The sequence below is a fragment of the Streptomyces sp. NPDC005791 genome (genome assembly GCF_042871485.1).
Lineage (GTDB): Bacteria > Actinomycetota > Actinomycetes > Streptomycetales > Streptomycetaceae > Streptomyces.
The window spans coordinates 184,025-197,625 of sequence record NZ_JBIAIP010000006.1 but is presented as its reverse complement, the minus strand read 5'-3'; the positions used below and the strand labels follow the sequence as shown (position 1 = coordinate 197,625).

At 70.4% G+C, this 13,601-nt stretch carries 10 protein-coding genes and 1 pseudogene; 6 read left to right on the top strand and 5 right to left on the bottom strand.

Annotated features, from left to right (window positions below; genetic code table 11):
- The first annotated feature begins 53 nt into the window (after nt 1-53).
- Entirely contained in the window at nt 54-521 is a 468-nt protein-coding gene (locus ACFYSH_RS14315; protein WP_359468620.1) for a nuclear transport factor 2 family protein, read from the top strand.
- Between the two features lie 116 nt (nt 522-637).
- The gene (paaK, locus tag ACFYSH_RS14310) at nt 638-1,930 is read left to right on the top strand and encodes a phenylacetate--CoA ligase PaaK (protein ID WP_359468617.1); all 1,293 of its coding nucleotides are present in this window, start codon (nt 638-640) and stop codon (nt 1,928-1,930) included.
- A 102-nt stretch (nt 1,931-2,032) separates the two neighbouring features.
- On the opposite strand, the gene ACFYSH_RS14305 is transcribed toward paaK, so the two are convergent.
- Complete coding sequence (locus ACFYSH_RS14305; RefSeq protein ID WP_359468614.1) at nt 2,033-3,532, bottom strand: acyl-CoA synthetase; 1,500 nt, start codon at nt 3,530-3,532, stop codon at nt 2,033-2,035.
- 246 nt (nt 3,533-3,778) lie between these two features.
- Between ACFYSH_RS14305 and ACFYSH_RS14300 the strand changes: the two genes are divergently transcribed.
- The 3 genes and pseudogenes from ACFYSH_RS14300 to ACFYSH_RS14290 form a co-directional block, all read left to right on the top strand.
- Nucleotides 3,779-5,635, top strand: coding sequence for a serine hydrolase (locus tag ACFYSH_RS14300; protein WP_359468611.1), 1,857 nt, complete (start codon nt 3,779-3,781; stop codon nt 5,633-5,635).
- Between the two features lie 27 nt (nt 5,636-5,662).
- The gene (locus ACFYSH_RS14295) at nt 5,663-6,307 is read left to right on the top strand and encodes an SIMPL domain-containing protein (protein ID WP_359468608.1); all 645 of its coding nucleotides are present in this window, start codon (nt 5,663-5,665) and stop codon (nt 6,305-6,307) included.
- Nucleotides 6,308-6,603: 296 nt separating this feature from the next.
- Nucleotides 6,604-6,822: pseudogene (locus tag ACFYSH_RS14290) on the top strand (cellulose binding domain-containing protein); the annotation flags it as partial.
- Nucleotides 6,823-6,865: 43 nt separating this feature from the next.
- Here the strand turns inward: ACFYSH_RS14290 and ACFYSH_RS14285 are convergent.
- The 4 genes from ACFYSH_RS14285 to ACFYSH_RS14270 form a co-directional block, all read right to left on the bottom strand.
- Entirely contained in the window at nt 6,866-8,440 is a 1,575-nt protein-coding gene (locus ACFYSH_RS14285; RefSeq protein WP_359468605.1) for an NAD(P)/FAD-dependent oxidoreductase, read from the bottom strand.
- Between the two features lie 194 nt (nt 8,441-8,634).
- Nucleotides 8,635-10,881 carry a serine/threonine-protein kinase gene (locus ACFYSH_RS14280; protein WP_359468601.1) on the bottom strand — a complete coding sequence of 749 codons (2,247 nt, stop codon included), beginning with the start codon at nt 10,879-10,881 and terminating at the stop codon, nt 8,635-8,637.
- A 242-nt stretch (nt 10,882-11,123) separates the two neighbouring features.
- Entirely contained in the window at nt 11,124-12,281 is a 1,158-nt protein-coding gene (locus ACFYSH_RS14275; protein ID WP_388752555.1) for a methyltransferase, read from the bottom strand.
- 70 nt (nt 12,282-12,351) lie between these two features.
- Nucleotides 12,352-12,564, bottom strand: coding sequence for a hypothetical protein (locus tag ACFYSH_RS14270; RefSeq protein WP_359468595.1), 213 nt, complete (start codon nt 12,562-12,564; stop codon nt 12,352-12,354).
- 211 nt (nt 12,565-12,775) lie between these two features.
- Here ACFYSH_RS14270 and ACFYSH_RS14265 point away from each other — a divergent pair, with 211 nt between their 5' ends.
- Nucleotides 12,776-13,597, top strand: a complete 822-nt coding sequence (locus ACFYSH_RS14265) for an endonuclease (protein ID WP_359468593.1) — start codon at nt 12,776-12,778, stop codon at nt 13,595-13,597.
- Nucleotides 13,598-13,601: the final 4 nt, after the last annotated feature.

The following is a 13,601-nucleotide window of genomic DNA, read 5'->3' as shown; positions in this document are numbered from 1 at the left end:
CTACGGCGTCCGGACGGAGAACGTATGTTCTCCGCATGCGACGGGAGCCCGCCATGGACGCTCAGCCACTCGCACCGCCTTTCACCCGGGAGTCCGCGGCAGCGAAGGTCCGCCGGGCCGAGGACGGCTGGAACAGCCGGGACCCGGAGAAGGTCGCACTCGCGTACACACCGGACTCCCGCTGGCGCAACCGCGCCGAGTGGGTGACGGGCAGGGCGGAGATCATCGGCTTCCTGAGGCGCAAGTGGGCCCGGGAACTCGACTACCGCCTCGTCAAGGAACTGTGGGTGCACGACGGCAGCCGGATCGCCGTGCGTTTCGCCTACGAGTGGCACGACGACGGAGGCCGCTGGTATCGCTCCTTCGGCAACGAGAACTGGGAATTCGACAGGGACGGGCTCATGCGGGTGCGCCACGCGTCCATCAACGACCTGCCGATCGCGGAGGGCGACCGCCGGCTCCACTGGCCCCTCGGACGGCGGCCGGACCACCACCCCGGACTCACCGAGCTGGGCTTCTGAGCGGGAGTTGTCCACAGGCGGCGCCTCGGCCCTTGCCAGGACCCCCCGCCTCCTGAATTACTGCTCCCAGGAGGCGACCGAATGGTCGGTCGTCGGTCGGTGAGGGGATGATCCGTATGACCGCGCTGCTGGACGCCGGCGAGCGGCTCGGCCGCGACGAGCTAGAGGCGCTGCAGCTGGAGCGCCTCCGGGCCACGCTGCGGCACGCCTACGAGAACGTCGGGTTCTACCGTGCGGCCTTCGACGGGGCGGGACTGCACCCCGGGGACTGCCGTACGCTCGCCGATCTCGCCCGCTTCCCGTTCACCGTCAAGGCCGATCTGCGTGACAACTACCCGTTCGGGATGTTCGCCGTTCCCGAGGACCGGGTGCGGCGGATCCACGCGTCCAGCGGAACGACCGGCCGGCCCACGGTGGTCGGGTACACCGAGGGCGACCTTGACACCTGGGCCGACGTGGTCGCCCGGTCGATCAGGGCGGCCGGCGGACGCCCGGGCCAGAAGGCCCATGTGGCCTACGGCTACGGGCTGTTCACCGGAGGGCTCGGAGCGCATTACGGGGCTGAGCGCCTGGGCTGCACCGTCGTCCCGGCGTCCGGCGGCATGACGGCGCGCCAGGTGCGGCTGATCCAGGATTTCCGGCCCGAGATCATCATGATCACACCGTCGTACATGTTGACCCTGCTGGACGAGTTCGAGCGCCAGGGAGTGGATCCCCGTTCGACGTCGCTGAAGGTCGGCATCTTCGGCGCCGAGCCGTGGACCGAGCAGATGCGCGTCGAGATCGAGGAACGGTTCGCCATCGACGCCGTCGACATATACGGGCTGTCGGAGGTGATGGGTCCAGGTGTGGCGCAGGAGTGCGTCGAGACGAAGGACGGGCTGCACATCTGGGAGGACCACTTCTATCCGGAGGTCGTCGACCCCTTCACCGGTGAGGTCCTGCCGGACGGGGAGGAGGGCGAACTGGTCTTCACCTCGCTCACCAAGGAGGCCATGCCGGTGATCCGCTACCGGACCCGTGACCTGACCCGGCTGCTGCCGGGTACGGCGCGCGTCTTCCGCCGGATGGAGAAAGTCACGGGTCGCAGTGACGACATGGTGATCCTGCGCGGGGTGAATCTCTTCCCCACACAGATCGAGGAGATCGTGCTGCGGACCCCGGGGGTGGCCCCGCACTTCCAGCTGCGGCTGACCCGGCAGGGGCGGCTGGACGCACTGACCGTGCGGGCGGAGGCGCGGGCCGGTGCGACGACGGCGGAGCGCGAGGCGGCCGCGCTGTCCATCGCGGCCGCCGTGAAGGACGGGGTCGGTGTGAGCGTCGAGGTCGAGATCGTCGATCCGGAGACGCTGGAACGGTCGGTCGGCAAGATCAAGCGGATCATCGACCTGAGGGAGGCGACGGACTGAGACGCGAGTCGTCGGCCGGGAGGCCGGCAGTGCCGTGTCGGCGCGCCGGTGCGGTCGTGGCCGCCATCGTCGAGCCGGCGGACTCCCGGAGTGCGGCGATGCTCAGGAGTACGTGTCCCGCAACTCCCTCTTCAGAATCTTGCCGCTGGCGTTACGTGGCAGTTCGCCGACGAACAGGACCTTCTTCGGCGCCTTGAAGTGGGCGAGTTCCTCGCGGACGTGCGCGATCAGTTCGGCTTCCGTCGCCTCCCCGCGGAGCACCACGATCGCGGTGACGGCCTCGATCCACCGTTCGTCCGGCAGTCCCACCACCGCTGTCTCGGCCACGGCCGGGTGGGTGTAGAGGGCGTCCTCGACCTGGCGGGAGGCGACGAGTACGCCTCCCGAGTTGATGACGTCCTTCACCCGGTCGACCACCGTGAAATAGCCCTCGGTGTCACGCACGGCGAGATCGCCGGAATGGAACCAGCCGTCACGGAAGGCCTCCGCACTCTCCTCCGGTTCGTCCCAGTAGCCCTGACAGAGCTGAGGGGAGCGGTAGACCACTTCGCCCGCCGTGCCGTCGGGTACCTCCTCGCCCTGCTCGTCGACCACTTTCGCCTCGACGAAGAGCACCGGCCGCCCGCACGAATCCATCCGCCCTTCGTGCTCGTCGGGACCGAGGACGGTGGCGAGGGGGCCGATCTCGCTCTGGCCGAAGCAGTTGAAGAACGCCAGGTCCGGCAACCGCTCACGCAGCCGTTGCAGGACGGGCACCGGCATGACCGACGCGCCGTAGTACGCCTTGCGCAGTGCCCCGAGCTCGCGGGTGGCGAACTCCGGATGGTTGGCGAGCCCGATCCAGACGGTCGGCGGCGCGAAGAGGCTGTCCGCCTGGCCCGCCTCGACCAGATCGAAGATCCGGCCGGCGTCCGGGGCGTCGATGATGGTGTTCTCGGCGCCCACCGCGAGGTAAGGCAGCAGGAACACGTGCATCTGCGCGGAGTGGTAGAGGGGCAGCGAATGCACCGGGCGGTCGGTGGCGCGCAGGTCGAGTGCGGTGACAGCGCTGACGTACTCATGGACCAGCGCACCGTGCGTCATCATCGCGCCCTTGGGCTGGGCGGTCGTGCCGGAGGTGTAGAGCAGCTGGACCAGGTCGTCGGCGCCGGGCTCGCGTACGGGGACGAAGGTACGTGGGGTGTCCAGCTCAGCGAGGAGGGAGCCCGGCGCGTCGCGCAGCGGCCGTACATCACGGCCGGCCGGGACGCGCGGGCTGAGACCGGGGTCGGTGAGGACGAGCGTGCTGCCGGACTGACGGAGGATGTACGCCAGATCCTCGCCGGTGAGGTTCTGGTTGACCGGCACATGGACCAGCCCGGCTCTGGCGCAGGCCAGATAGGCGATCAGGTACGCGTCCGAATTATGGGCGTAGGACGCCACCCGGTCACCGGGGCGCAGCCCGTGGGCGGAGGTCAGCACCGCGGCCGCCGTGCCGACCGCCTCGTCCAGTGCGGCGTAGGTCCAGGACCGCTCGGCGTACCGCACGGCGATGCGCCCGGGGGTGCGCCGTGCGCTGCGCGTCAGGACGCCGTCCACTGTGCTGCTGCGTACACCTGTCATGGCGTGATCCTGAGTGGCGGGTCGCCGGGGGTCAAGAGTCCGGGACACCCGGGTCGGCCCCGCCCCGGTTGTCACCTCGGCAGGGCCCGCCGAATCGGCGGGCAGTACGTCACATACCGCTCCCACGAGGGTCCCACAGGCGGCGGTGACAGTAACCTCTGCGTCGGCAGGAAGTTTCATCACCGCACATGATTTCGAAAGTTACTTTCGCACGCGGGTTTTCGACATGAGGGGAAGGGATTCCGGATGGCCGGAGACGTGTCGGGACGGGGAATGAGCCGCCGAAGGATGAGCGGCGGGATACTGGCGCTGGGCGGAGCGTTCGCCCTCGCTCCGATTCCCTTCGCCGGGTCGGCGGGAGCGGCGGCCGGTGCCGAGCCGGGCATGGGGCCGCAGAGCGGCGCGGCATCGGGGACGGGTATGGGATCAGGGCGGGGCGGAACGACACTGCGTCGGGGGACGGCCGCACGTGCCGGGCTGCTCCCGGCCCAACTTGACCTGCTCGTCGCCGACGCGGAGAAGTACCTCACCGACTCCCCCGCGCACCCCTGGTACGCGGGCGCGGTCCTGCTCGCCGGCCGGGGCGGCACCGTGGCTCTGCACCGGCCGATCGGCCACGCGGTGCGCTATGCGGCGTACGACGAGACGACCGACACCGGGGTGGAACTCCCCGCGGACCAGCAGATCGCGATGGCCGAGGACACGGTCTTCGACCTGGCGTCGGTGTCCAAGCTGTTCACGTCGATCCTGGCCGTGCAGCAGATCGAACGGGGCGCACTGGAACTCGAGGCCACGGCCGCGTCCTACCTCCCCGATTTCGCCGGTGGCGGCAAGGAGGGCATCACTGTCCGCCAGCTGCTGACGCACACGTCCGGCTTCCGGTCGTGGATCCCGCTCTACAAGGAGCCGACCCGTGAGGGGAAACTTCGCCTGCTCTGGAACGAGGTTCCGGCCTCGGCTCCCGGTACGAAGTACCTCTACTCCGACCTCAATCTGATCTCGCTGCAGCTGATCCTGGAGAAGATCACCGGACGAACCCAAGACGTCCTGCTGCGCGAGGACATCACCGCCCCGCTCGGCATGCACCGCACCCGGTACAACCCTCCTGCCTCCTGGAAGCCGAATATCGCGGCCACCGAGGACGCCCGGCCGCCCTGGTCAGGGCTGGACCGAGGGCTCCTTCAGGGCGAGGTCCATGACGAGAACGCCTACAGCCTGGGCGGGGTCGCCGGCCATGCGGGCGTCTTCTCGTGCGCCTGGGATCTGGCCGTGCTGGCCCGGACGTTGCTCAACGGGGGGATCTACGGCCGGTCCCGAATCCTGTCCGAGCAGTCCGTGGAGCTGCTGTTCACCGATTTCAACACCGCGTTTCCCGGCGATGAGCACGGTCTCGGTTTCGAGCTCTACCAGCATTGGTACATGGGGGCGATGGCCACTCCGCGCACGGCGGGCCACACGGGTTTCACCGGCACGAGTCTGGTCCTCGATCCGACGACGGACTCGTTCCTGATCGTCCTTGGCAATTCCGTCCATCCGGTACGCACCTGGCGTTCGGGCAGCGCCCCGAGGGTCGCGGCGGCCAACCGGATGGCACGCGCGGTGCCCGTGCGCCCGGCCCGGGGCCGTACCGCCTGGTTCTCCGGCATGGCGGGTGCCGCGGCCGCGACACTGGCGCTGCCCACGCTGCGTCCTGTCTCCTCGCGCCCGGTGCTGAGGTGCGCCTTGTGGTGGGACACCGAGCCCGCTTCGGACATCCTCCGCCTGGAGGCTACGTCGGACTCCGGGGCCACCTGGCAGCCGGTGCCGTTCACCACCGTACCGGCCCGGGGGGACGAGCCCCGGGAGTCGCGGCGGCATCCGGACGGTGCGGTCTCCGGCTGGTCGGGGCGTGTCTGGCACCGGCTGGAGGCGGAACTCGATGCCTGGCGGGGCGCGGAAGTGAGACTTCGCTGGCGGTACGTCACCGACCAGCTGTACGTCGGGCGCGGTGTCTATGTGGACGAGATCCGGGTCCAGGACGGCGACGGGGTCCTCTTCGACGGGGGCAGGCCCGGCGACGCCGGGCGCATCGAGGCGACGGGGTGGACCGTTTCCTCCGACTGAAGGCGTCCGGCTGATTGGATGATCAGCATGAATGGAAACCAGTCCATAGACACCCCGTGGGGCGTTTCGGTGTTCGGAGCGGCGAGCGTGGACGCCGCACCCGACCTGGCACGCCTCCGCGTCGCCATATCGCAGACCGAGAACACGCCGGGCGAGGCATTCGCCGCGACACGCAGCGGGGTGAACCGGATCCGGGAGGTCCTGCGCGGGCACGAGGTGCCGGAGACCGCCGTGTCCACCTCGCGGCTGAACCTGTCGTCGCAGTGGAGCTACGGCGATGAGCGCACGTTCCTCGGTTACGAGTGCACCGCCTCATTCGTGATCGAACTGCGTGAGCTGGACCTTCTGGAGACCGTGCTCATCGACGTCGTCGACGCCGGGGCCAACGAGGTCGATGCCGTCGAGTTCGACGTACGGACGAAGAGGGAACTGCGCGCCCGTGCGCGCACTGCGGCCGTGGCCGCGGCACGGGAGAAGGCCGCCCTGTACGCGGAGGCGGCGGGCGCGCAGCTCGGGCCCGTCATCCACATCAAGGACGTGGACGCGGAACCGTTGCCGAGTTACCGCAGTCACAGCAGCAAGCACAGCGGTGGCGGGGAAGGCGACCTGACACCCGGCAAGGTGACCGTGTCCGCGGGTGTCGTGCTCGGTCTCTCGCTCGTCGGCGGCTGAGGCCGCACGCGGCGCGGCGACGAGCGCGGGCCCAGGGTGCGGGCCCGGACCAGCCGGTCTGCCGGTCCGTGCCCGCACCCGTGTTCGCCGGCCGGGTCCGCGCTCCTTCGTTCTACGGTGCCGTCCGAAGCCTTTGGGCGTATTCGCGGATTCGAAGCGGTCCGAAACTTTCGACATGAGGCATGCGCATGTCTCGGTCATGACCGAGCTCGATTTCCCGAGACGCATCCGGAACCGGTCCCACAAGAACTGCGCTGACGCGAGGTCGCACGGAGCGCGTACTCTCCCTCACTTCCCCGAGCGGAGGCGGTGACGGCGGCACCGGCTCCTGCACGGCCACGTACACGCGGACCGCGACATGGAACGGCACACCCGCCACTTCGGGCGACGTGCTGACGGTCAGGCCCGCCTGGAACGGCACACCGGCGGCCGGCGCCTCGACGAGCTTCGGCTTCACCGTCACGACGAACGGCAACACGACGGAGCCCGTCGTCGGCACCTGCACCGCGTCCTGAGCACCATGCCCTGTCCGGTCGACCGACCGGGCGGGCGGGGACGTCACCGGCCGAGCGCCGCCATGGCGGCGTTGTGGCCGGGTACCCCGCTGACCCCACCGCCGCGCACCGCGCCCGCCCCGCAGAGCAGGACGTTGGCACGGTCGGTCTCCACGCCCCAGCGGCCCGTCTTCTCGGTGGCGTACGGGAAGGAGAGGTCCCGGTGGAAGATGTGGCCCCCGGGCAGCCTCAGGTCGCGTTCCAGGTCGAGGGGTGTCTTCGCCTCGATGCACGGTCTGCCGTCGGCGTCGAGAGCCAGGCATTCGGCGATCGGCTCCTCGAGATGGGCGTCGAGTTCGGCCAGGGTGGCGTCGAGCAGGGCGGTGCGCGTCGCCTCGTTGTCGGCCGCGAAGAGCCGGGCGGGGGTGTGCAGTCCGAACAGGGTGAGGGTCTGGTAGCCGCGGGCGGCGAGCTCGGGGCCGAGAATCGACGGGTCGGTCAGCGAGTGGCAGTAGATCTCGGACGGCGGGGCGCCGGGCAGGCGTCCGGCCGCCGCCTCGCGGTAGGCGGCGGCCAGTTGCCCGTACCCCTCGGCGATGTGGAACGTCCCGGCGAAGGCCCGGTGCGGGTCGACGGAGTGGTCACGCAACCTCGGCAGTCGGGTGAGCAGCATGTTCACCTTCAGCTGGGCTCCCTCGGCCGGTGCGGGCGGATCCTCCCCGAGGAGTGCGGCCAGCGCCTGCGGCGAGGCGTTGACCAGGACGCGGCGCGCGCCGATGACGTGTTCCCCGTCGGGTGAGCGGACCGTCACCTCGGCGCGGGTGCCGTCGGTCTCGACGCGGGTCGCTTCGTGCAGCACGCGGATCTCGGCTCCCACGGCCCGGGCCGCCTCCGCCAGGGCGTCGGTGAGCGCGCCCATGCCACCGACCGGGACGTCCCAGTCCCCCGTGGAGTTGCCGATGACGTGGTAGAGGAAGCAGCGGTTCTGGAGCAGGGACGGGTCATGGGCGTCGGCGAAGGTACCGATCAGTGCGTCGGTGAGCACGACTCCGCGGACGAGGTCGTCGGTGAAGTGCTCCTCGACGGCGACGCCGATGGGCTCGTCGAACAGCATGCGCCAGGCATCCGCGTCGTCGACGCGGGCCCGCAATTCCTCGCGGGCCGGCAGGGGCTCGGTGAGGGTCGGGAACACCCGCTCGGCGACCCGGCCCGTCATCCCGTAGAAACGCCGCCAGGCCTCGTAATCCCGCCCGTCGCCGGTGAGCGCGGCGAAGGACTCCCGGGTTCCGTCACCGCCGACGAGCAGCCCGGTGGGCCGGCCGCCGCGCACCACCGGGGTGTACGAGGAGACGGTGCGCTTGCGTACGGCGAAGTCGAGCCCGAGCTCGCGGACGATCTTCCGCGGGAGGAGCGAGACGAGGTAGGAGTAGCGGGAGAGCCGGGCGTCGACCCCCTCGAAGGGCCGGGTCGACACGGCCGCGCCTCCCGTGGTGCCGAGGCGTTCCAGGACGAGTACGGACTGTCCTGCGCGGGCGAGGTAGGCGGCGGCGACCAGGCCGTTGTGGCCACCGCCGACGATCACCGCGTCGTACGCGGGGTGCGTGGGGGTGCCGGGTGATGACGTCTCGTCTGCGGGCATGCCCCTTCGTAACACGGGAAGATCACCGGTGGACAGGGGGCGGCCCATGGCGGACGGGTACAGCACCCACCCGTACGGCAGCGACCCGGAACATCCCTTCCTGGACACCGTGGCGGCCAGGAGTTGTTGCACCACGGAGCGGAGATCGCGCTGCTGCGGACCTCCACCGCGGACGGGGCTGCCCGGCCTGGCGGTCAGTGCGGCGGTATCCCCCGCTGCCGGCGCAGGGCGGCGGCCCGCCGGTAGAGATCCACCGCCTCCGTGCTGCGGCCGAGCTGTTCCAGGCAGTGGGCCTCGTCGTTGCGGCTCGCGAGGGTGTCGGGGTGCTCGGCGCCCAGGACGCGTTCGCGGGTCTCGGCGACCGTGCGGTAGTCGGTGAGCGCGTCGGCCCAGCGGCCGAGCCAGCCCAGGCCGACGGCCACCTCGCGGCGGCTGACGAGCGTGTCGGGGTGATCGGGCCCCAGAGTGCGTTCCCGGATCGCGCAGACCTCCCGTGACTCGGCGAGCGCCTCCTCCCATCGCGCCATCCGCCCCAGGTTGACGCCGAGTCCGTGCCGGGCGCGCAGCGTCTCGGGGTCAGCGGGGCCGCCGACCCTGGTGCGGTCCTCGACCAGGGCGCGGTAGAGCTCCAGCGCTTCGGCGCTGCGGCCGAGCCTGCCGAGGCTGATGCCCGCCTCGTAGCGCGCGGACAGCGTGTCCGGGTGGTCGGCGCCGAGCACGGCGGCGCGGGCCTGCGCCACGTCGCGGTAGGTCTGCAGGGCTTCGGTCCAGCGGTCCAGCCGGCCGAGTGTGTACGCCACTTCGTAGAGCGTGACGAGGGTGTCCGGGTGTGTGGCGCCGAGCAGGCGGCCACGCGCGTCCGCCACCTCGCGGGCCATGCGGTACGAGTCCTCCAGCCGGCCCAGTCTGCTGAGGTTGAAAGCGAGGTTGTGACGGCAGCGCAGGGTGTCGGGGTGGTCCGGTCCCATGGAGCGCTCCCGCGAGGCGAGCACCGCGGCGTAGACCTGATGGGCTTCGAAGTGGCGACCCAGCTGGCCGAGGACGTACGCCGTCTCCTGCCGCGCCGCGAGGGTCTCGGGGTGATCGGGTCCCAAGGTGCGTTGCCGTCCGTCGGCGACCCGACCGAACTCGCGCAGCGCGTCCGCGACGCGTCCGGTGCGGCTGAGGGTGAAACCGACCTCGTATCTGCTGGCGAGGGTGTCGGGGTGGTCCGGGCCGAGCGCGTGTTCGCGTTCGGCGGCCACCGCGCGGTGTACGTCGCCCGCCTCCTCCCAGTGGCCCAGGCGTCCCAGGTTGAGTCCGGCGCTGTGGCGGCCGGCCAGGGTGGCGAGCAGCTCGGGTGACGGCGTGGGGCGGACCAGGTCCGCGGACGGGAAGCCGCCGGTGGGAACGTGGCCGGTCCCGGTGGTCCATGCGCCGGTCAGCGCGGTGGCGTGGTCGATGGCGGCCGTACCGGTGAACGTCGTCGTACCGGTCGCCTTGTGCCCTGTGGTCATGTTGCTCGTCCAGGAAGGAAGTTGCCCGGCGCCGGCAGGGTGCTGGACCGGGACGGGCGGGGCGAGCCGGATCCGTCCGGCCTCCGGCTGCTCACCGGTGCGGCCGAGTGCGATGCGCTGTCGCAGGGCGCCGGCGTCGGCCGGGCGCTCGCCGGGCTTCTTGGCCAGCAGGTCCAGGACGACCTTGTCGAAGAACCCCGGAAGCTCGGCGCGGTGGGTGCGCAGGGGCTCGGGAGCCGTGTCGCGGTGTCCTACGAGCACCGCCCAGGCATCGTCCATGTCGAACGGTGGTACGCCCGTGGCGATCTCGTACAGCACGCAGCCCAGGGAGTAGAGATCGCTGCGGTGGTCCACCTCCCCGCCGCTGATCTGCTCGGGCGACATGTAGTGCGGGGTGCCCATGGCGATGCCGGTGCCGGTGAGGCGGGAGGTGAAGCCGATGTCGTGGCCGAGCCTCGCTATGCCGAAGTCGCAGAGCTTCACGGCCCCGTCGTCGAGCCGCATGATGTTCGCGGGCTTGAGGTCACGGTGCACGATGCCCTGCTGATGGGTGTAGCCGAGGGCGTCCGCGACCTGCTCCGCGATGTCGACGACGTCGGCCACCGGCAACGGGTGCTGCTTGTTGTCCTCCAGCAGCTGGCTCAGGTTGCGGCCTTCCAGGAGCTCCATGACGAGGTACAGGACACCGTCCGACTCCCCGAAGTCGTGGACGACGGTGACTCCGCGGTGCTGGAGCGCTGCGGCCACCCGCGCCTCGCGGCGGAAGCGTTCACGCAGAACGCGAGTGAAGGCCTGGTCCTGCTGCGGCCCCATCGGTTTCAGGCACTTGACGGCCACCTGGCGGCCCAGCGATTCGTCGCGCGCACGCCACACCTCGCCCATGCCTCCGCGCCCGATCAGATCGAGCAACCGGTAGCGGCTCTGAATCAGCCTGGTGTCCGCCATCGCCTGTTGTCGCCCCCGTCGCTTCGCTGCCCGCTCCTGCTGCTGCGCCCTCCCCGGCCCGTCCAGTATGGCTGCCTGCCTGCGGAGTTTGTACGGGGCGGGTCGGCGCCCGGGACCGAGCCGTGCCATCGCCTTCACATGTGCCCGGGCGGCAGGCGTCGACGGAGGCCGCCGGGGATGCGGCGCACGGCGTTGCCCGAGGTGCCGTCCTGGCTGGGCCGGGCGGCCTCCCCTGACGCGGGTCAGCGCTTGACAGCCCGCAGGACCACGAACTTCGGGTCGCCGGCGACGGTGACGCAGTTGCCGAAGATCCGGCGCAGCTGGGTGTGATAAGCGAGGTGGCGGTTCCCGACGACCCACAGCTCCCCGCCCGGGCGCAGCGCGGCTCGTGCTCCGTGGAACATGTTCCGGGCCGTGGCGTCGGTGACCGCTTGGTGCGAATGGAACGGCGGGTTGGTGAGGACCAGGTCCACGCTTGCCGACGGTACGTCCGCCATGCCGTCCCCGACCAGGAACGCGGCCTCGGCGTCCGGCCCCACGTTGGTGCGGAAGGTCTCCTCGGCGGAGGCGACAGCCTGGTACGACTCGTCGATGAAGGTGACGGCGGCGTCGGGGTTGGCGAGTGCCGCGGACGTGCCCAGTACGCCGTTTCCGCAGCCCAGGTCGACGACGCGGTCCGGCCCCTTGCGCTCCGGAAGGTGCTTCAGGAAGAAGCGGGTGCCGATGTCGAGGCGTTCGGCGCAGAAGATTCCGGCGTGGTTGGTGACGGTGCGGCCGGAGACCACGCCGACGTCGTCGGGCAGGTCGTAACGGTACGGCCAGGGGCTGGGAATCCTCGCCAGGGCCGGGTCGGGAGTGCAGAAGATGAGCCGTGCCTTCTTCACCGCGAGAGACGTACGCGTGGGCCCGATGATCCGCTCGAACAGCTTGAGGGTGGAGGTGTGGATCTCCTTCACCATGCCGGTGCCGATGACGACCGTCCCTGCGTGAACGGCGGGCGCGAGTCTGTGGAGCTGGTCCTCCAGGAGCGAGAGGCTCTTGGGCACCCGCACGAGCAGCACGTCCACGCGCTCGGGCGGTGTGTCCCGCACCGACAGAACGCGCACCGCGTCCGGGGCTGCGCCATTGCGCGCCAGGTTGGCCTGGGTGGCCCGTCGGGCGAGGTACGAGTCGGTGATCATGACAGGCCGGTGCGCGGCCAGCACGGTGGCCAGGGCGCCCCAGCGGTCGCCGAGCACGGCCACGGTGCCGCTCGGACGGACCGGCTCGCTCCCTTCCGCTCCCTCCAGCCGCCGCAGGAGATACTCGTCTGCGGCGTCCCACGCACGGAACGGGTCGCGCGGACTCTCGGGAAAGCGGGCGAGATCGAATCCGCCCTGTGACGTCGTCAAACGGTTCATATTGCGTTCAGGCTAACCGAGTGGCGGGAAGCGCTGCGCACGCTCCCCGCCACCGGGATGTCGTGCGGTGCTACGGGAGCCGTTTGTCCATGGCCGACCGGCCTTCCTCGGACAGCCTGCGCTGCGCCCATTCCAGACTCTCGGGGGTCAGGTCCCGCCCGGAGGCGAGCACCAGGTCCTCCGCGGTGGGCTGCTCGTCGCCACCGGTGTGCAACAGACGGTCGGGGGTCACCCCCCGCACTTCCGGCACGGATACGGATACGGATTCGGACTCTTCGCTCATACCGCCTCCTCGTCCTTGCGGCAATTCTCGCGCCGGTGCGGCGTCCGCGCATCCGATGCCCCGAAGGTCCGGAAGAAGCTGTCACTTGACCTGCACATGATGAATACGCAACGTTCACGCGACCGGCACCGTGCGTGTGGAAGGCTCCCGGACGAGCAGACAACGTCCGGCCCTCACGACACCGTTCCGCCCACCGGAAAGGACACCCCACATGTCCAGTCGTCGCCGTTTCTACGCGCGTCCACTACTGGCCGCGGCCGCCTCGGTCATCGTCCTCACAGGCATCGCCTCCGCCGCGCCCGCCGTCACCCCGACCACCGCCGGCACGGCGTCCCCGGCCGGCACCCTCGACGACACGTACTACCAGGACGCCCTGGGCAAGACGGGCAGCGCCCTCAAGAGCTCGCTGCACACGATCATCAGCGACCAGACCAGGCTCTCCTACAGCCAGGTCTGGGACGCGCTCAAGGCGACCGACCAGGACCCGGCCAACTCCTCCAACGTGATCCTCCTCTACACCGGCCGCTCGCAGTCCAAGAGCGAGAACGGAGGCGATGTCGGCGACTGGAACCGGGAACACGTCTGGGCCAAGTCCCATGGCGACTTCGGCACCGCGACCGGCCCCGGAACCGACATCCACCACCTGCGCCCCGAGGACGTCCAGGTCAACTCCACCCGCGGCAACAAGGACTTCGACAACGGGGGCAGCGCCGTCTCGGGGGCGCCCGGCAACTACACCGACGGCAACTCCTTCGAGCCTCGCGACGCGGTCAAGGGCGATGTCGCCCGGATGATCCTCTACATGGCGGTGCGGTACGAGGGCGACGACGCCTTCGCCGACCTGGAGCCGAACGACAGCGTGAGCAACGGGTCGGCCCCCTACATCGGGCGGCTCTCCGTCCTGAAGCAGTGGAGCCAGGAGGACCCGCCGGACAGCTTCGAGCGGAACCGTAACGAGATCATATTCGACCGGTACCAGCACAACCGGAACCCGTTCATCGACCACCCCGAGTGGGTCGAGGCCATCTGGTAGGGAC

Bases quoted from the DNA above. Each gene is read 5' to 3' on its own strand.
- paaK (WP_359468617.1), top strand. From the start codon at position 638: ATGACCGCGCTGCTGGACGCCGGCGAGCGGCTCGGCCGCGACGAGCTA.
- ACFYSH_RS14300 (WP_359468611.1), top strand. From the start codon at position 3,779: ATGGCCGGAGACGTGTCGGGACGGGGAATGAGCCGCCGAAGGATGAGC.
- ACFYSH_RS14280 (WP_359468601.1), bottom strand. From the start codon at position 10,881: ATGGCGGACACCAGGCTGATTCAGAGCCGCTACCGGTTGCTCGATCTG.
- ACFYSH_RS14285 (WP_359468605.1), bottom strand. From the start codon at position 8,440: ATGCCCGCAGACGAGACGTCATCACCCGGCACCCCCACGCACCCCGCG.
- ACFYSH_RS14275 (WP_388752555.1), bottom strand. From the start codon at position 12,281: ATGAACCGTTTGACGACGTCACAGGGCGGATTCGATCTCGCCCGCTTT.
- ACFYSH_RS14315 (WP_359468620.1), top strand. From the start codon at position 54: ATGGACGCTCAGCCACTCGCACCGCCTTTCACCCGGGAGTCCGCGGCA.
- ACFYSH_RS14305 (WP_359468614.1), bottom strand. From the start codon at position 3,532: ATGACAGGTGTACGCAGCAGCACAGTGGACGGCGTCCTGACGCGCAGC.
- ACFYSH_RS14295 (WP_359468608.1), top strand. From the start codon at position 5,663: ATGAATGGAAACCAGTCCATAGACACCCCGTGGGGCGTTTCGGTGTTC.
- ACFYSH_RS14265 (WP_359468593.1), top strand. From the start codon at position 12,776: ATGTCCAGTCGTCGCCGTTTCTACGCGCGTCCACTACTGGCCGCGGCC.
- ACFYSH_RS14270 (WP_359468595.1), bottom strand. From the start codon at position 12,564: ATGAGCGAAGAGTCCGAATCCGTATCCGTATCCGTGCCGGAAGTGCGG.